Here is an 18,988-nt window from a genome sequence, read left to right as displayed (position 1 = left end):
GGCTGCAAAAAAAGCGGTTTGCGCCCATAGAGGGCACAAACCGCTACATACACCGCCTCGGAGATTATCTCAGTTCTGGCTCAGTAACTCGTCATAGCCATGCAGCGCGCCGGCGTTGTTGAGCTCCTCATAGAGCCACTTGAGTTTCTTTCGCAAGTGTAGCACTGCGTAGCGTTTACGTGCCAGCAGCGTGTTGATGTTGATCCCCGTCTCCTCGGCCATCTCGCGGAACGAAATCCCCTCAAACTCATTACGGACGAAGACCTCCCGCTGCTCCGGAGGCAGCTCAGCAAGTGCATCCTGGATTGCCTTCCAGATGCGCCGGCGCATCTCTTCCCGCTCCGGCCCATAGCTCCAATCGGGCAGCAGGTTCTCGAAACTCTCCATCTCCTCCTGTTGAATCGGTGACTGCACGTCCGAGAAGCTCTCGGCCCGTTTCTTGCGGTACGAGTCAATGATACGATTCCGGACGGCCGTGAAGACCCAAGAAGCAACATTCTCAATCGGTCCCTCAACCGTTGCCGCTGCAGCGAGCACGTTCGCAAAGACATCCTGCAGGATATCCTCCGCTTCCTCCTGCGTCCGGACCCGTTGCCGGATGAAGCCCAGGAAGCGTTTGCGATCGGTGCGATAGAGGCGCTCTATCTCCGCCACTAATGCTTGATACTGCGCCCTCCGCTCTTCTGGCACTTGCTCGGGGGCAAGCTGGCTACGCCCTTTCCGCCGCCTTGTTCCCTTCTGCGGGATCCGCTGTGGCTGCTGCACTGTCATCATCCCTCCTGCTGTCTGAAGCTCTTCTCGCTGCTGTGTTTGACGCTTGGTCATCTGCTGACGTTTAGGCACACACTGTGACACAATTGCAACACTTGCTGTTACTGCGACAGCATAGGGATACGGATACCGAATCGTCTCGCGGCCTGCTGAGCCTCCGAGTATCCGGCATCCGCATGCCGCAGGATACCCATCAATGGATCATACGTCAACACTCGTTCTAACCGCCGACTAGCTTCCGGAGTTCCATCTGCTACAATCACCATGCCAGTATGCAACGACAACCCCATACCAACCCCACCGCCATGGTGGAACGAGACCCACGTAGCTCCGCCGATAGCATTGAGAGCAAAGTTGAAGTAGACCCAATCGGCAATCGCATCCGAGCCATCCAGCATTCCTTCTGTCTCACGGTATGGAGAAGCAACAGAGCCACAGTCTAAGTGGTCCCGTCCAATGACGATTGGGGCCGAGACCCTCCCAGTGCGCACCAGCCAGTTGAAGAGCTCTCCAGCAGCCGCCCGCTGACCATATCCCAGCCAGCAGATGCGAGCAGGCAGTCCCTGGAAGCGAACGTATCGCTGTGCCTGCGGAATCCAGCGTTGGAGAACTTCGTCATCGGGGAACAACTCCAGAACTGCCTGGTCAGTTACAGCTATGTCCTTCGGATCCCCCGACAGTGCCACCCATCGGAAGGGGCCGCGCCCTTCGCAGAAGAGGGGCCGGATGTAGGCCGGCACAAAGCCGGGGAAGGCAAAGGCATCCTCTACCCCGCCATACTCCTTCGCTACTCCACGGATGTTATTGCCGTAGTCAAACACAACGGCGCCACGGCGTTGGAACTCCAGCATTGCTCGGACATGGATGGCGATAGAACGGTACGCCTCCTGGAGATACCGCTCTGGATCCCGTCGCCGTAACTCATCAGCTTCGGCTTTCGTATAGCCGGCAGGATAGTACCCATTGAGAGGATCGTGGGCCGCTGTCTGGTCTGTCACTACATCTGGCACGATCCCTCGGCGTATAAGCTCTGGATAGACCTCTGCAGCATTCCCCACGAGCCCCACGGAGATCGGCTGGCCGCGCTCTCGAGCCTCCAAGACCAACTCCAAGGCCCGGTCCAAATCGTACACCTTGTGCTGACAGTATCCCGTGTGGATACGGCGGTCAATCCGCTCCTCATCCACCTCTACGCACAAGACGGCTGCACCGTTCATCACCCCGGCCAGCGGCTGCGCTCCCCCCATGCCCCCCATGCCCGCCGTCAACAGGAAGCGCCCCCGAAGCGTCCCACCGAAGTGCTGACGTGCACAGGCCGCAAAGGTCTCATAAGTCCCCTGCAGGATTCCCTGCGTGCCAATGTAGATCCACGAGCCCGCCGTCATCTGCCCGTACATGATGAGGCCCAGAGCATCCAGGCGGCGGAACTCCTCCCATGTTGCCCAGCGAGGCACCAAGTTGGAGTTGGCAATGATCACCCGAGGAGCATCCTCGTACGTGCGGACAATCCCTACAGGCTTGCCCGATTGCACGAGCAGCGTCTCGTCAGGAGCCAATTCCCGCAAACATCCTAGGATTGCCTCTAAGCACTCCCAATTTCGGGCCGCCTTCCCACTGCCGCCGTAGACGACTAGCTCCTCCGGTCTCTCGGCTACTTCAGGATCCAGGTTGTTGAGCAGCATCCGGTAGGCCGCTTCGATCTGCCAGTTTCGGCAGTGGAGTCGGCTACCGCGGGGTGCTCGGAGCACCTGCCGTGCCACGACCTCACTCATCTGCATGCTCCGTTGCTGACCGACTCTCTGCAGGAGGCTCTCTCACACCGTAGGTCTGACAGAGCTGATGGAGCAGCTCCCACGGATAGATGCCAGTATCGTGCCCATCCCTCCACTTGGCCCGGAGGCCATAGTTTCCCACGGGCTCCAGCCCAACCAGCTCATACATTCCTGGCGATACCACAGGGACTGGGAGAATACGCCGGTCGAACACCTGCTCACCCCGGCAGAAGGCGCAGGGACAATGCTCGCGCAACACCCCTATCGGAAGGTACACCTCCACCCCGTCGTCCCACCGCCATAGGAGAAGGTCCCGGCGTACCCGACGGACTGCTAACACCCGTGCCATCAGGAGCGTCCGAGACCGAATTTACGGAAAAGTACACACCCAACCTACCCCCTCCCCCTGCTCTTAGCCACAAACGGAGAGGCGGGGGATTTCTCCCCCGCCTCTCTACGATGCTGCTGAGGACTCCTGCTAGTTCACGATATGCAGCTGACGTGTTTCTGCGTATGGCCCAGAGCTTAGACGATAGTAGTATACTCCAGCGGGGAAGAGTTGCGTATCCAACGTCAGCTCGTATTCTCCAGCCTCCTGTGGCTGGTCTACCAGCATAGCCACTCGCTGCCCCATCGCATTGAACAGCTCCAGCCGCACCCAGCCGCTGTAGCCGATGCTGTACTGTATCTGTACTTGTCCACGTGCTGGTTGCGGTACCACCTGTTGTAGGCTATAGCCCACCGGATTCAGACGCACCAGCCGGAGATTCTGCACACACGGCACTGTAAGCCGCACCAATCCAGGTTCTCGATCGACGACAACATATGGGCGATTCAACGGCACCATTTCAACTGGTAGCCAGCTCTGATCCAGCGGTGCCAGGAAGGCCCGTGCGCGGAAGTGGAATAGCGGTTGTACCTCTCGCTCTAACCGCAACGGTGTCGCGTCTGGCTTTGCTGTAAACTTCACCTGGAAGGCCGCCATCGGCTCCGCCCCCCTAGGAGGAACGTGCTTCGGAAGAGGCCGCACGTACTCTACCTGCCAGCCCTCTGTCAGAGTTCCCGTCATTCGAATAGCAGCCACATCCAACACCGGCTCCAGCATTCTATCGTCATACCAGACCCGAACCTCAAACTCCTGCACCCTTCCATCGGTGATGTCCCGATCCTCCGAGCGCAGCGTGGCGTTCGGGTGGCGCGTCAGCTCGACCGTCAACTCTAGCTCTGTCCCTGGAACAGCGCGGTACTCCCCAATTCGCACCAACCCGTAGACACGCCGCCCCTCGCCCAAGACTGTGGAGTACGCCTCTCCTATGTTCGTCACGTACCGGATCCGCATCTGGTAGCGCCGCTCTGCATCTGGGGAGAAGGCAACGTCTACAGGATAGTCGCTCTGCGGCTCAATCCAGAAGCCCGGCGGCGTCAGCACCTCGAAGTTGCCGACATCTCCCTCTGCCTTTTCAATCCGCTCCACGTAGACCCGTGCCGATCCGGTATTCCGCACATATACCGCTGCCTGCCGTTCTACACGGGTCGTCACGAAGTGCCTGCCAAAGTCATAGTCCGTCGCAGCCAATCCCTGTGCGATACCACGCCCAATGAGCTCAGGCTCCGGCGTCTCCGGGGCGTCCGAAATCACCCGCAAGTTCGCTCGGTGTTCACCAATCCGAAGAGCTGTGAAGACGACCGGGACCTGGACACTCTGGCCCGGCTGAATTTCCAGGCCTCGTTCTCGCACTTGCTGTAGGAAGGCTGGCTCTACGCGGAACGCATCAGCATCGGGCCCAACGATCTCGAGGTCCCGGACTGTCAGCACCATACTTCCTCGACTGTAGACAGGAGCTACACCTTGCCGGGACTGCCCAACCATCAAGGTACCAAAGTCCCGTCCTTCGGCATCTACATGCGGCTGCAGCCCTACACCCAGGAGTCCATCTTCTGCCTCTCGCAACTCTCGATTGTCATAGCCACGAACAACGACTCGCGCCCGATACTGCCGTTCCTGAGTTGGCTTGAAGTAAGCCACCAGCTCTACCTTGGCTCCTGGCTGGAGCTGTCGCGGCAAATTTGTTTTGTCCACATGGAAGGCCACGACATCCCCTGGAGACTGTGGGTCAGGCTCTACGAGGACATCCACGTCATCCAGCGTCGTGTTCCCTGTGACGCTCACCACAACCCTGCCACGGTAGCCATAGTTGGGATCATCTAGCCGTGCGTAGGCATCAGCAACCCGACGCCCACCCCAGTCGTAACCCTCGATTGCCACGTTAGCCACAATCCCGGTCCCCCTCCAGTCAGAGTGGAGCTTGATCTTTGTAGCGTTGACCGTGAAGACAGCCCTCGTCCGGTCTTCAGCTCCGGCCACAGTCGGCTTGTAGTAGACTCGGAACTCGTAGGTCTGCCCTGGGGCCAGTCGAAGGGGTAGCGCTTCCAACAGCCCTTCTGTTCTGAAGTGGGTCCTATCGGCCCACTCAACAGCTGTAATCTCCAGCGGGAGCTGGCCCCGGCTCTCTATCCGGACCCTCCGCATTCGCTCTGTCCCCACAGGCACATTACCGAAGTCAGCATCGTCAACCCACATGATTGGCTCGCTCCCCCGAACACGGAGCTCGGCCACGGGCACCGGGTAGCAGCTCAGCTCCGCATAGAGCGAATCCACCCGAGCCTCCGGGACTCGGGCCGTAGTACGGATACGCACCGTCACCCGGTCCCCGGGCTGTCCGGCAGGCTGCAGCACTACCGGAAAGTTCGTAGGCTCCACAAGCTCAAACTCCTCAAGGTTTGCTCGCAGGTACAGCCGTTTGATGACTACTTGCCGCGGCTTCGGATTCCGCACAACGACACTCCGCTCTACTGGCCGCTCGAAGGCCTGAATTCCAAAGTCCACAACCGTGGGCTCCGCAGCAACAGCCTCGGCAACGTAGACGTACTCCTTTACTACCCGCTTCCCCGAGCGCGCGATGACCTCCAACCGAGCATATGCATCCTCTTGCGGGTTGACGACCCTCAGTTCAAACGTTGTCTGCCGGTCATAGCTTGGTCGGAATGACTCTGGCAGCACTAGCTCGTAATTGACCGCGCTATCCAGCGCTACGGAAAAGATGCGGGCACACTCCGTCTCAGCCGTCAATGGCCGTACCTCTACCTGGCCCCTGACATTGCCGCACTCCTCCCGGTCCACAATCAGCACAGTATCCTCACACCGAATGGCATAGTTGATCCCCGTCGGATACCCGTACGCAAAGCCCGTCTTGCTGAGGTCCAGGTTGCCATAGGCGTACGCCGCAAACTGCGCCCCGTTCCGACCTTCTATCGTGTGATCGCCGGGCGGTACAATCGCCACAACGTAACTGTACGGTGTTCCCCGAACAGGCTTGATTCCTCCACTGAACTTGTTCCGCAGCCGGACGCCATCGAAGTAGATGTCATTCATCCGATCGGTCTCAAACGTGATCATGAAGAAGTTGTCCATGCCCGGTGGGGAGTAGAAGGTCGTGTAGGTCGCCCACCGCTCTCGCGGTGTCAAGCACATAAGCATCCCTTCTCCATTCCGCGGGGGATTCTGGATCTCTTCCTCGTCTTTCGCCGGCAGAGGGCTCACTGCCGCTAGGCGCCACGCTTTGCCGTACTGTCCCACTAAGACCGGCTTGTTGGAGCGGTATGCTGCTGCATGCTCCTGGGCAGTGATGTTGAATACCTGTCCCCGACGTAGTGGCGGGCTAATCTGCTGCCATTCCTGCGAGCCATCCTGGCGTAGTTGCTCGATGATAGTCCCATCCTCCGACGCAACGAAGCGGATGAGATCGCCGACATCATCAATGTCCACCCCGTTCCGAGGACGGTTCTTGTACATAATTGGCGCTGAGACATACATCGTCCCCCATAGCTCTACCGGCCACATCATATCCATGAGCGAATTCCGCATGAAGTGGGCCGGTGTCCCCAACATCGTACAGGAGTAACGAGGGTACGAGCCTTTGGTATGCCCTGAGATGACCGCTATTGGCTCGCTCGCCTCAATGTATGTCCCTGTCAAGTCTGTCCGCCAATCCTGGTTGTAGCGGGCATCAATCTTGGCCTTGATCAAGTACGTCTGCCCGCGGTTGAGCCGGATCTCCTTGGATTGCCCTGCTCTCGTCCCATCGCTCGTCTCTGTCGTGGGATAGTAGCGGACAACCGTGTTGTCCCGCGTAGCGATAATGAGGATCTGTGCCGGGCGATATTCACTGCCGACGCAGTCCTGGTACAAGTTCAGCGTGTAGTACCGCTTCCCAAGGGCTTCCACAGGGATGCACATGAAGGCCTCCCCTGAGATCGTAAAGCTGACATAGCCCGTCACCACGATCGGCTTGTTGGCAACGACCCGGATTCCCTTGTCCGCTACAACCCCCGCATCGACGTTCATGTGGTCCATCGGGATGGCAACCACCGTAGTCTTCTTCGGCTGGGTCTGGAACTGCTGGTACAGCACCTGCCCGCCGTTAGTGTAGACCTGCACCGTCGCGACCTCTCGAGAGGCCACCCAAAGCTGTAGGGCGGAGATGCCCCGAGCTGTCTCTGTTGGGTAGATCCACGAGTGCGGGAAAGACAGCCAGTATTCCCGCCCTCCCAAGAGTTCTACCCGTTCGCTAGCAAACCCGTGCGATCCTGCCAAGAGCGCGAGTGCGGCAACCATGGAGCAGAATGCAGCCCCCATTCGTCTCCCTCCTACGAGTAACACTGTCCCAAAATACGCATTTCTACCAAACTGCATAACCTCTGCAGGAATAGGGAGGCACACCAGACCGAAAGGTAGCAGCTCAGCTCGCCTGCAGGTAGGCCATACGGCGCAGCGCTTCTATGCGCTTGTGCAGCGGGGGGTGGGTGGCGAAGAGCTCACTCCAAAAGTCGCTCCGCTCGTTGATCGGGCGCCCCCGGGGATCCTCGATACACATGTGTGCCAGGCTTTGGGGGATGGCAGTGGTTGGCTGGATTGCGGCAGCAATCTTCTGCAGAGCACGGATGAGGGCCTCGGGATTCCGCGTCAGCTCAGCGCTGGTAGCGTCGGCATAGTACTCACGCTGGCGCGATACTGCCATCGCAATTAGGTATGCTGCCAGCGGTGCCAAAATCGCTACCACAAGCCATGCGACGAGCAACAGCACATTCCCCTCACTCCGGCGGTCACGCTGTCCTCCCCAGAAGAGCGCGTATCGGAGCATATCCGCCAGGATGAGGACCGTTCCCAAGAGGACAGCCACGAGCGTCATGAGCCGGATGTCGTAGTTCCTGATGTGGCCGATCTCGTGGGCAACCACAGCTTGGAGCTCGTCTCGGGAGAGGGAGTCCAGCAAACCCTGGGTAACTGCGACACTAGCATGGCGCGGTGAGCGACCGGTGGCGAAGGCATTGAGGTCGGAGTCGGGGATGATGTAGAGCTTTGGCATTGGAATACCAGCAGCAACTGCCATCTCTTCGGTCACGTTGATAAGCTGCCGCTCCTTTAAGGTGAGTCCCGTAACGGGGCGAGCTTTGCTGAGGGTAAGAGCAATCTTGTCCCCAGCGAAGTATCCTACTAGTGCCTGTCCTACGGCTATTAGCAGGGCAAAGACAGTCAAGAACGGAAACTCCCCCGTGCCGAAGTACCAGTCAGCTCCATACCCTATGGCAGCGACAACGGCAATGAAGAGCACAATCAGCAGGACCGTGTTGCGCCGGTTCCGTGCTTGCTGTTCCCAGATGTTCATGGCTCCTCTGTCCGTACACCAGCACGGCAACCTATGTACGATGCAGCTTACAGCTTAAGGTCTACCGACGGGACCTCGCGCTCCCGCTCATCCGTGACGGCAAAGAGTTCGGCAGGCTGAAATCGGAAGAGTGCAGCAATGAGGTTACTCGGGAAGGACTCGCGCGCCGTGTTGTACTTCGTCACGACGTCATTGTAGAACTGGCGGGCAAAGGCAATCTTGTTCTCTGTACTCGTCAGCTCCTCCTGAAGCTGGAGCACGTTCTGGTTCGCTTTCAACTCTGGGTAGCTCTCCATGAGGGCAAAGAGCCGACCGAGCAGCCCACTAAGTTCTGCCTCACGTTGTGCTACCTCAGCGGCCCCACGGGCACTGACAGCCTGATTCCGGGCTTCGATGACCCGCTGCAGGGTCTCCTGCTCGTACTTCATATATCCCTTGACCGCTTTGACTAAGTTCGGGATGAGGTCGTAGCGGCGCTTCAACTGCACATCTATTTGCCGCCACCCATTCGCAACCTGATTGCGCAACCCCACCAGCCGGTTGTAGGCCAGTATTGCCCACAGTACTAAAGCAGCCACGACCAGTAACGGAATCCACAGCATTGCTTTACACCCCCCAATCGTTCCCCAGGTGCGGCTACGGACGAATGAGAGACACCGAACAATACATCCTTGTCGTCTTTCTGCATGGTCTTACAGCCTAGCTCCCCCACCATGGACACGATTGCCGCAACGAAGAAGCGGTTGGCCGACATCGAAGCAGAGCTGGCCCGCCTGCAAGCTGAATACGAGCAGCTTCGCCAGCGCTGGGAGCGGGAAAAGTCTTTGTTGCAGCGGATTCGCTCGCTAAAGGAGCAAATTGACCAAGCCCGCTTGGAAGCCAACGAGCTGGAGCGCCGAGCTGAGTATGCTCGCGTTGCAGAGATTCGCTATGGGCTCATTCCAGAGCTAGAGCGGCAACTCCAGCGGTACACCCGTGAGCTAGAATCCTCGGGGCGCATGCTCAAGGAAGAGGTAGACGCTGAGGACATTGCCGAAATCGTCGCCAAATGGACAGGTATCCCCGTTCAGCGCGTACTGGAAGGGGAACGCGAAAAGCTCCTCCACATCGAAGAGCGCCTCCACCAGCGCATTGTGGACCAAGAGGAGGCAGTCCAAGCCATCGCGAATGCCATCCGGCGCTCACGGACAGGACTCCAAGACCCAAATCGCCCCCTAGGCTCCTTCATCTTCTTAGGCACTACTGGCGTCGGGAAGACCGAGATGGCTCGTGCTCTGGCCGAGTTTCTCTTCGACGACGAGAATGCCCTCATCCGGATTGACATGAGCGAGTACATGGAGAAGCACTCTGTCTCCCGCCTCATCGGGGCTCCCCCAGGTTACGTAGGCTATGAAGAGGGCGGACAGCTCACCGAAGCCGTCCGTACTCGGCCGTACTCGGTCATCCTGTTTGACGAGATAGAGAAAGCCCACCCAGAGGTGTTCAACGTACTGCTGCAGGTGCTGGAAGACGGTCGCCTGACGGATGGAAAAGGGCGCACAGTCAATTTCCGCAACACGCTCATCATCATGACCTCGAACTTGGGCACGGAGATCATCCAGGCATCCATGGCCACGATGACGGACAGCAACCGCATAGCGCTCATGGAACAGCTCCAGAAGCCCATCCAGGAGCTCCTACGGCAGCGGTTCCGTCCGGAGTTCCTCAACCGAATTGACGAGATTATCATCTTTAAGCCCTTGCTGCAGAGCGAGGTCAAGCAGATTGCCCGCCTTCAGCTCGAACGCCTTCGACATCGCCTCCAGCAGCGCGGCTTGGACCTTCAGGTGACGGACAAGGCTCTAGAGTGGTTAGCAACCGTCGGCTACGATCCTCAATTCGGAGCTCGCCCGCTACGGCGGGCCATTGAGCGGTACATAGCAAACCCGCTGGCAATGAAGATCCTTGCCGGCGAGTTTTCCTCGGGTGATACCGTGCTCATTGACTGTAATGCCGAAGGCCAGGTGGTGTTGGCGAAGGCAAGCACACCTGTGGAGTAGCCTCTTGGTGGCTGGCTGGGGTCTTTCCGTAGGTCCGGCCGCTGCACGAGACAATGAATGCCTTCCCCTCTACTGGGAGCGGGACACGACAGCATGGCGGATTGCAGTAACGCTCCCTTCCCTCTGGAGCTTCGCTGCCCAACCGCTATCCATGCCTCATTGGCAGGCGGAGCTCCTCTGTCCTACGGAAACCCTCTCTCTTATTCCGACGAGCACACAAATAGCCTCCCCACAGAGCTGGGAATTCCTTTTCTGCCTGGACCGCTCAGCCCGAACGACCCTCCCCTCTATGCTCTTGCGCCATGCTGTGGCTGTAGCCCTCAGCTGCCTGCGGGAGGAAGATCGGCTGGTGCTCATCCAGTACCACTACCAGGCTGAATTCATCACAGCTATCTCAGGGAACACCGCCCACTCCATTCGGCCCGATACCTTCTCTGTCGTTCCCCCGCGGGGATTAGCCGCCCCACTCCACATTGTCCAAGCCGCCTTGGAGTATTGCCGCCTCACTCCTTCGCCACGACGACGCGCTATTTTACTTCTCACCGAGGCTCCTGACGAGGCATCGTTCCTTGTCCGTGCTCACGATGTCACCCAAACAGCGCGCCAGCTCCGCATCCCATTGGTCATTCTCCATGTCGGCCTCCTCAGTAACCGTGCCTTCTGGCAGGGGCTTGCCACTGAATGCGGCGGAGCATACTACTGGGTTCCCACAGTAGACAACCACCTCCCACAACTCCTTGGGCAGCTCATTCGGGGGTTGCAGCGCCACTACATTATCCGGTTTCCATCCCCACCCCACAAATGCTCGCCACTGCGGCTGCGCTTCCGCTCAGAACCACTCGCAGCAGCCACGGATTACCAATACGTGGAGCTACCGCCGGAAGTACTGGAGCCTCGACGCACGATATGCTACTTTGCGGAGGCCGATACCAGCGTCGGCAGCGAATTCTTACCGCTATTGATGGATCTTGCTCGTTGGCTTCGATCACGTCCTGGGGAGGTCATAGAGCTGCTCGGCCACACCAGTGAAGCAGAGGAAGCAACTTATGGTTCTGCGTTGGGGCTCCGCCGTGCACAGGCTCTCCGGCGCCGCCTCCTGCAGCTCGGAGTTGCTCCGCAACAATTGCGCCTCCGCACCGTAGGAGCCCAGCAGCCCTTGAGCTACTTTGAACGCACCCCACAGCAACAACTCGTCAACCGTCGGGTAGAGCTGCGCTGGCTCCGGCCAGACTATCTACCGTATGAGCTCATCGTTGCGACCGTTCCCTCCGAAGCCAAAGCTCTCCAGTTAGTGGAACTCTGGGAAGACCGAGGGTACCGAGCCTACCTCGAGCTTGTCCGCTACCGGGGTAAGCCGATGTACCAGGTCAAGCTGTGGGGTTTCCCCACGTTGGAGGCTGCCAACCAAGCTCGGCTGGCTATTCAGCAGCGCTACCGGGTCGCAGTGCGCCTTTGGTGAATGCTACGCAACATTGCCGCAGAAATCCTAAGTTTGTTCCCAGCTTGAGCTTTGTTGCTTCACGAACGAGGCTCCTATGCATCCAATCACTGACATCCTTGTACCGACGGACTTCTCCGAGTATGCAAACGAGGCATTGGAACACGCAAAGCTACTGGCACGCTGCTTAGGCGCTACCCTCCACATCGTCTACGTCGTTGAGCCAATCATCTACCCCACCGAGTGGAGCTACTCCCAGGTAGGATTGGCGGAACTAGAGCAAGAGCTTGCCCGAATGGCTCAACAGGAGTTGGACAAACTTATGGGCTCGCTCCGCGCTGAGGGGCTAACCGCATGCGCAGAAGTCCTCTACGGACGAGCCTCCGAGCAAATCGTCCGTTATGCCCAGCAACACAACGTTGGTCTCATCAGCATTGGTACGCACGGGCGCGGAGGGCTGGAACATTTCCTCTTCGGGAGCACGACGGAGCGCGTCCTACGCAAAGCTCCATGCCCTGTGCTCGTCGTCCGGCTCGCCCAGCCGAAAGAGGTACGGTAGGGCTCTCCATGGAGGGGTTGTCAAACTACGGTGGCCGGCACCATGGCGATCGTAACGGCGCAGCGGCTCATTACCATTGAGCGCCACATTGCAGAACAAGAACATCTTCACCCCTATGCCACTGGAGAGCTCTCGCGCCTTCTGCGAGACCTTATGTTAGCTTTTCGATTGATTGCCCGCGAGGTGAGCCGGGCTGGACTCAACGACGTTTTGGGCCTTACCGGGACTACGAACGTCTACGGGGAAGCCGTCCGGAAGCTGGACGCCTACGCTAACGAAGTCATCATCCGTGCTATGGAGCACGGCGGACATCTCTGTGCTCTAGCCTCTGAAGAGAGTGACGGACTCATTCCCCTACCGGAGAGCCGTCCCCGCGGAAAATACATCCTGCTCTTCGACCCTTTAGACGGTTCGAGCAACATTGATGTCAACGTAACAATTGGCACCATCTTTTCCATCTTCCGCCGGCGCAATCCGGAGCTCACCACCGATGCGACTCTGGAAGATGTCCTACGCCCAGGCTCCGAGCAGGTAGCAGCAGGCTATGTTTGCTACGGCAGTAGCGTAACACTGGTTTACAGCACCGGCAACGGAGTGGATGTCTTCACCTACGATCCGACTCTTGGCGAGTTCTTCCTGACAATAGAGAAGCTCCGTATTCCACCTCGTGGCAAGCAGTACAGCGTCAACGAGGGAAACGCTCACCGATGGGCACCAGAGTTGCGCCAGTACGTTGAGTATCTGAAGACCTCATCGGCAGATAAGAGCCGTCCCTATGCCCTACGGTACGTTGGTACAGCCGTAGCTGATGTACACCGTGTCCTTCACTACGGCGGCATCTTCATGTACCCTGCCGATAGCAGCAACCCCTCCGGCAAGCTACGGCTGGTCTATGAGGCTAATCCCTTGGCCTTTCTCGTAGAGCAAGCAGGGGGACGCGCCTCTGACGGCTTCCGCCGCATCTTGGACATCCAGCCAGAGAGCCTCCACCAGCGAGTTCCCGTCTTCATGGGGAGCCCAGAAGACGTTGCCGAAGCCGAAGCCTTCCTCCGAGGCATCCATCCATCGCAGCGGCATGTGAATTTAGGCTTGGACATCCTCTAGGCTATGTTTCCAATCCACGACACCATACCCTCCTCTTCCAGGCCAGTCGTCACGATAGGGCTGATCGTCATCAACGCGCTGGTCTTCCTCTACCAGCTCGCCCTGCCAGAGGCAGCGATGGAGCATTTCTTACAGCAGTTTGCCTTCTACCCAGTGGCCTTCTTCCAGACGCCACTCCTTTCCTGGGAGCGCTGGCAGCCTGTGCTGACTTCGATGTTCCTCCACGGCGGGTTCATGCACATCGTCGGCAACATGTGGTATCTATGGCTCTTTGGGGATAACGTCGAGGATGCTCTTGGCCACGGACGCTTCCTGCTCTTCTATCTCCTTTGCGGAATAGGAGCAGCCGTAGCGCATGCCTTCACGAACCCGAACTCCGCTATTCCCACCGTCGGTGCTAGCGGAGCAATCTCTGGGGTCATGGGTGCCTACATGCTCTTCTTCCCACACTCACGGATCATCACGATCGTGCCGCTCTTCATCACGTGGCTCTCGCTAGCAATACCGGCGTATGTCTTCCTGGGAGTGTGGGCACTCCTCCAAGTCTACAACGGGATACTGCTAAGTGCAGAGAACATGGGTGGCGTTGCCTGGTGGGCCCATGCTGGTGGCTTCCTTGCTGGCATGATGCTCGGCCCACTCTTCCGACGCCGTATCCCACGAAGTCAATACCGGCAGAGCCTTCCCTTCTAACCGATGTTCGAGCAGGAGCTCCACACAGAAGGACAACGACTCCTCCGCCTCTTGAGTTCGCCAGAGCCGTACATTTCTGTACAGGCGCTCCAGCAGCTCCCCGAAGCTGAAGCACCGTACCGACAGTATCTCCTGGCTGAGCTACGCTGGCACCTCTACCAAGAGCAGCTCCTCCGTCTTCGCCACCCGTACTTCGACTACACTGCTCCTGAGCTACAGCATTTGCTCCATCGCCTCGACAGCCTCCTGCTGCAGCATGCTCGGTTTCCTCGACAGGAGTTAGAGGCAATTGTGGAGAGCGCTGTCAAGGTCCGTCTCAACTTCCTCTGCCGACCACGTACGACGCTGAAGTGGTTCATCTTCCGTGGCGAACCTGTCAAGTCCCGAGAAGAAATCCTGTATCGCCTCCAGTACTTTGCCGACTACCCCTACCTCCTAGCCGGCCTCCGGAATCAGCTCCACCCTCTCGAGCTGGACTCAACCAGCCCTGGACTGCTCTCCATCGTAGAGTTCGAACGGATGGTCCAGCAGGCCGACGACGCCGTGTTAGAGTATACCCCCACACAGTTCCTGGCCCTCCTACAGCCGCTGGCAAACTTCTTCCAGCGGACACACCCGATAGCCCCTCCGAACCACCTACCAACAGCTGCTCTGGTCATTTTCCTAGACGACAAAGGCATCCGCTACTTAGCCCAAGAGCTGGAAGGGCTACTACGTCGACAGCGCCTCCTGTGGATTTCCTACGAGCAATTCCTGGAGTTGGTCTTCCGACTCCTCGAGGAGCTAGAGGCTCCCTCTCCAGACCGCTACACACTACCGTTGGAATTCCCCACACAGCCCCACGAACAGCCACTAAGCTCGGACATTCCAGTGCTAGAAACGGCAGAGGTACCGAGCTCAGAAGGTCTCCCGACCCGCTCATCGGAAGACTTTCCAACACCCTCAAGCACTAACATTGAGCGGAGTACCAACGCAGAAGCGAATGTTACGGCAGCCCTTCGTGCCATTCCTCCCGACGACACTACCCACCCCGACCCCATCCTCTGCCCAGAACCAATCGAACCACAGCGCGCGGAGGTCTCCCCAGAACCCCCTCTACCCATTCCTGCAGAGCCAAGCCAAGCACTTGTATCCCCACAAGAGACAGCAGAATCTCCAGCAATCCCAGATGGCATAGGCCACTCTGTGGTGCCTGCCGAATGGTTCCTCGAGCCGACCCCCACTGGGGACGTCATATGGAGTGACGGCTCCGTCGCCGACGATATCCTTCAAGCAACCTGGAGCCGATCCTTTGCTGACTTTCCAGAGCTTGAGGAGGTCCCTCCAACACCTTTGCCTCCACCTCAGGAGGCTCCCTCTGAGCAGCCGTCCAACAGCGACCATGAACCTCCGCTACAGACCGCTCCAGCGCCTCTGGTGCAGTATATCCGCTCCCCCGAATGGCGCCGACGGTATCAGCCACTGCTCCCCCAGGAGTCAGCATGGGAGTCGTTCACCCAAGCTCTACTCCGATGCCCACACTGGAAAGCCGCAGCAGCAGCTATCGACCAGTTCTTCGCTATACACCGCATCTCCCCTACCTCCCGCTTAGCCGAACAGTTCCGCCAGGAGATCCTACGCTTTTACCAGACCCAAACCAGCGGCAATGCAGTTCGTTGATACGGCAACCATCCACGTGAAGGCCGGTGATGGTGGCCGCGGGGCCGTTAGCTTCCGGCGGGAGAAGTATGTGCCGAAAGGCGGACCTGATGGCGGCGACGGCGGCAAAGGTGGGGACATCGTCCTCGTTGCCGACCCTCATCTGAGCACGCTGCTAGACTACCGCTACCACCACTCGTATGCTGCCGAGAATGGACACCACGGCGAAGGAAGCAATCGCACGGGACGGAGCGGGACAGATCTCGTGCTCCGTGTCCCCTGCGGGACACTCGTCTACGATGCCATCACTGGAGAGTTGCTAGGAGACCTGTCTGAGCCAGGACAGCGGCTCGTCGTTGCCCGTGGCGGACGTGGCGGACGTGGGAACGCAGCGTTCGCTTCTCCTACAAACCGCTCCCCCCGAATTGCCGAGCCAGGACAGCCTGGGGAAGAGCGGACACTGAGGCTAGAATTGAAGCTGCTGGCTGACGTCGGCCTGGTAGGCTTCCCCAATGTAGGTAAGTCCACGTTGCTGGCAACTATCTCGGCGGCCCGGCCTAAGGTTGCCGATTACCCCTTTACGACGCTCTCCCCTGTACTCGGCATGGTACGGCTTGGGCCTGGGCAGAGCTTCGTCGTTGCCGACATCCCAGGGCTCATAAAAGGCGCTCATCAAGGCCGGGGCCTGGGACTCCAGTTTCTGCGCCACATCGAGCGCACTCGAGTGCTGGTTTTCCTTATCGAATCTACCTCGGAGACTCCGCAGCAGGACTATGCCACACTCCTCAGCGAACTACAGCACTACAGCCCTGAACTCCTGCACAAGGCTCGGATTGTCTGTCTTAGCAAAGCCGACCTCCTCTCCGCCGAGCAGCGCCATCGCCTTCAGCACTTATGCTTTGACGGGGAGCCACCGCTCTTCCTCAGCGCCGTCACAGGCGAAGGTATCCAACAGCTCCTCTACCGTTTGTGGGACACCCTCCAGCGGGCATATCCGCCTGTAGCAGCAACCGCTACCTGATGGGGCATAGACTCTGCTGGTGGTGGCTTAGCACCTTCTGTACCCTTGCCCAGCCTTCGATTGGCCTGCTGACAGTCGAATACCGGCCCCCCCATGTCCCTTGGTGGGCACCACTCTGCCGGCTCACCCAAAGCCATACACCAACCCCGGAGTACTTGGGATCCCTCCTGCAGCTCACAGAGGGCGACGCTATAGACTCCGCCAGCCTACGGGACGACCTCTTACGCCTCCGCTCCACTGCAGAGCTAGCTGAAGTCAGCTCCCTGCTGGATACCTTGAGCCCTTCTAGCGTGGAACTGCGATGGATCGTGACACCACGCTGCCGAGCCCTCATCGCCCCAGAGGTGATGCTGGGCAGCTCTGTACAACACAAGGGCATCGCGATTCGCCTACCTTTCCCCTTCGGGGGCCAAGGAGACATCCATCTGCTACTCCGTTATCGGCCGGAGTTCGGCATCGGATGGGCTGGACTACTAGGACTGACGCTGCATGATGGTGTCCGCCAGTTCAGCGGTTTTGCCTCCTTCCACCGCTACCGTGGCAGCTACTGGCTCCAGGCAGAGTCTATCCCCACCCGCTTCCCGTTCCGGCGGTGGAACGGCGGGTTCCGCGGAGAGCACACCAGCGGTACATTCTGGGACCTCCGCCAGCCAAGCCCCCTCCCTTATCGGCGACACGAGACTCGGCTCTCCGGCTGGCTTAGCTGGGGAGCATGGCAGCGGGACTATGTCTTCATCACCCTTGCTGGGCACTGGCAGCGTGCTTCCGTTGATTCCGCTTTCCGCAGAGCCTTCGACAATACGGCCTTCATCCTCATTGGCATCAGCTCTTTAGCCCACCGGTACGAGTGGCTGCCCTCGCCGTACACTATAGGGGATAGCTGTGTTGCCCAGACTGGTGCATGGGGTGCTGTCACCCTGGGCATTGGCCTACCTACGGGGCCTGCCGGAGAACGACTCAGCTACATTGCAGGAGAGCTGGAGCACTCAGCTGCTCTCTCACCCTATGCCCTCATAGCTGGTCGCATAGCAGCGGGGAACGGGTTCGCAAATCGCCTACCCCGGGCCACCACTCTTGAACTCAGCCTTATGGGCTGGGGATACCTGTTTCCCCCCTTCCTACTCCAGTGGGAGGGACGCCACCAGAATGTCTGGAATTGGCTCGGCTACCGAGCCGAACGCTTAGATGCTCTCACTAGCTTCCCAGCACCCTTCCCTAGCATCGGAACCGACAACAGAACCACTCTTCGGACCGAGCTCCGCTGGCGTGGCAGACCAATCCTACCAGAACTCGGCTGGCACGCTGCCCTTACTCACTACCTCGGCGCTCTGTGGAACCAGGGGACCAAGATAACCCGGCTCCAATGGCGGAATGCGATCAGCACCACTCTCGGGCTCCACATAGGAGGTAGATGGACCTTGCGGTGGGTTCTTGCTGCAGAGCTCGCCTACTCCCCAACCCTTCGACGGTTCTTCGCATTCCTAAGGACAGAGCTCCCCACGACCTCGTGGCAATTCCATCGCTATCGCCCTCCATATCCACTGGGGGCTCCCCTGACAAAAGAACCCTAAGCTACTCCAACTTGACGTACTCCGCCACCTCCTCAGCCGAGCGCAGATGGATGAGCACCTTTGCCTCGACCAACTCCATCACCGCTTCCTTGACCTCTGCCGGCGAGACGCGGCGATAGTAGGCGAAATGCCAAATGTCGATCGGAGCAACACTCACTTCCAGCAAGAATTCCTGAGCCAACGTCAGCGGTCGGCCTGCCAGAAGCAACTGCTGCGCTGCCTGGAGGACTGACAGACCTTCCACCGGGGTAATATGAGCAGCAGTGAAGTAGTAGTTGTCCAACGTCCTCAAGTCGCAGATTGGAAAGCCGCGCCGCGGGTGCTGGATCAAGAAGGGTAAGAAGGAGAGGCCCACAACGTAAGGCTCCTCCTCTGGACTACCCCAGAGATCGTGCCAGACTCTGGGATCAGCCTCCCGGAGCCACTCAAAGAAACGAATCTCCCATGGCGGGAGGCGCATGAGAGTTGTGCTCTGCAACGCGTTTGCAACCTGCCGTGCTTGCTCAACCGTTAGGCTCCGGAGGATGTCCTCAGGAAACTCAACCCATCTGCGTCGACGGGCCTCCTCCCGACACCACTGAATCAGTTCCTCCACACTCATCCCATACCATCACGACGAGAGGACCTCGCAACCCTACAGACGCGTAGCACCTCTC

14 protein-coding genes and 1 pseudogene are annotated in these 18,988 nt (G+C 58.9%); 8 read left to right on the top strand and 7 right to left on the bottom strand.

The genetic code is table 11. The features are described 5' to 3' along the window. Positions 1 to 69: 69 nt before the first annotated feature. From NZ960_08100 to NZ960_08075, 6 genes are all read right to left on the bottom strand, one after another. Positions 70 to 825 carry an RNA polymerase sigma factor gene (locus tag NZ960_08100; protein MCS7177551.1) on the bottom strand — a complete coding sequence of 252 codons (756 nt, stop codon included), beginning with the start codon at positions 823 to 825 and terminating at the stop codon, positions 70 to 72. Positions 826 to 872: 47 nt separating this feature from the next. Beyond that, positions 873 to 2,549: a urocanate hydratase gene (gene hutU, locus NZ960_08095; protein MCS7177550.1), complete on the bottom strand. Its 1,677-nt coding sequence runs from the start codon at positions 2,547 to 2,549 to the stop codon at positions 873 to 875. Continuing rightward, a complete protein-coding gene (locus NZ960_08090) occupies positions 2,536 to 2,892 on the bottom strand; it encodes a DUF971 domain-containing protein (protein MCS7177549.1) in 357 nt (118 codons plus the stop codon). The genes hutU and NZ960_08090 overlap by 14 nt, the downstream gene beginning before the upstream one ends. A gap of 129 nt (positions 2,893 to 3,021) precedes the next feature. Further along, positions 3,022 to 7,218, bottom strand: a complete 4,197-nt coding sequence (locus tag NZ960_08085; protein MCS7177548.1) for a choice-of-anchor D domain-containing protein — start codon at positions 7,216 to 7,218, stop codon at positions 3,022 to 3,024. A gap of 124 nt (positions 7,219 to 7,342) precedes the next feature. Next, positions 7,343 to 8,269, bottom strand: a complete 927-nt coding sequence (locus NZ960_08080; protein ID MCS7177547.1) for a M48 family metallopeptidase — start codon at positions 8,267 to 8,269, stop codon at positions 7,343 to 7,345. 47 nt (positions 8,270 to 8,316) lie between these two features. Continuing rightward, the gene (locus tag NZ960_08075) at positions 8,317 to 8,871 is read right to left on the bottom strand and encodes a LemA family protein (GenBank protein ID MCS7177546.1); all 555 of its coding nucleotides are present in this window, start codon (positions 8,869 to 8,871) and stop codon (positions 8,317 to 8,319) included. A gap of 129 nt (positions 8,872 to 9,000) precedes the next feature. Between NZ960_08075 and NZ960_08070 the strand changes: the two are divergent. From NZ960_08070 to NZ960_08035, 8 genes and pseudogenes are all read left to right on the top strand, one after another. Next, positions 9,001 to 10,308, top strand: a pseudogene (locus NZ960_08070) (AAA family ATPase). A gap of 7 nt (positions 10,309 to 10,315) precedes the next feature. Further along, positions 10,316 to 11,767 (top strand): OmpA family protein, encoded by a 1,452-nt coding sequence (locus NZ960_08065; protein ID MCS7177545.1) that lies wholly within the window; start codon positions 10,316 to 10,318, stop codon positions 11,765 to 11,767. A gap of 76 nt (positions 11,768 to 11,843) precedes the next feature. After that, positions 11,844 to 12,305, top strand: a complete 462-nt coding sequence (locus NZ960_08060) for a universal stress protein (protein ID MCS7177544.1) — start codon at positions 11,844 to 11,846, stop codon at positions 12,303 to 12,305. 42 nt (positions 12,306 to 12,347) lie between these two features. Further along, complete coding sequence (fbp, locus tag NZ960_08055) at positions 12,348 to 13,409, top strand: class 1 fructose-bisphosphatase (protein MCS7177543.1); 1,062 nt, start codon at positions 12,348 to 12,350, stop codon at positions 13,407 to 13,409. A 3-nt stretch (positions 13,410 to 13,412) separates the two neighbouring features. Further along, entirely contained in the window at positions 13,413 to 14,102 is a 690-nt protein-coding gene (locus NZ960_08050; GenBank protein ID MCS7177542.1) for a rhomboid family intramembrane serine protease, read from the top strand. 3 nt (positions 14,103 to 14,105) lie between these two features. After that, on the top strand, positions 14,106 to 15,761 hold the full coding sequence (locus NZ960_08045) for a hypothetical protein (protein MCS7177541.1): 1,656 nt from the start codon (positions 14,106 to 14,108) through the stop codon (positions 15,759 to 15,761). Continuing rightward, positions 15,748 to 16,761, top strand: a complete 1,014-nt coding sequence (gene obgE / locus NZ960_08040) for a GTPase ObgE (protein ID MCS7177540.1) — start codon at positions 15,748 to 15,750, stop codon at positions 16,759 to 16,761. Before NZ960_08045 ends, obgE begins: the two co-directional genes overlap by 14 nt. Then, a complete protein-coding gene (locus NZ960_08035) occupies positions 16,761 to 18,332 on the top strand; it encodes a hypothetical protein (protein ID MCS7177539.1) in 1,572 nt (523 codons plus the stop codon). The genes obgE and NZ960_08035 overlap by 1 nt, the downstream gene beginning before the upstream one ends. A 1-nt stretch (position 18,333) precedes the next feature. Here NZ960_08035 and NZ960_08030 read toward each other — a convergent pair whose 3' ends face one another. Next, positions 18,334 to 18,933 carry a hypothetical protein gene (locus NZ960_08030; GenBank protein ID MCS7177538.1) on the bottom strand — a complete coding sequence of 200 codons (600 nt, stop codon included), beginning with the start codon at positions 18,931 to 18,933 and terminating at the stop codon, positions 18,334 to 18,336. Between the last annotated feature and the right edge of the window lie 55 nt (positions 18,934 to 18,988).

Origin of the sequence: Candidatus Kapaibacterium sp. (genome assembly GCA_025059875.1) — a bacterium.
GTDB lineage: Bacteria > Bacteroidota > Ignavibacteria > Kapaibacteriales > HRBIN21 > HRBIN21.
Note: the sequence above shows the minus strand (reverse complement) of the source record. Positions and strands in the feature narration are given on the sequence as shown.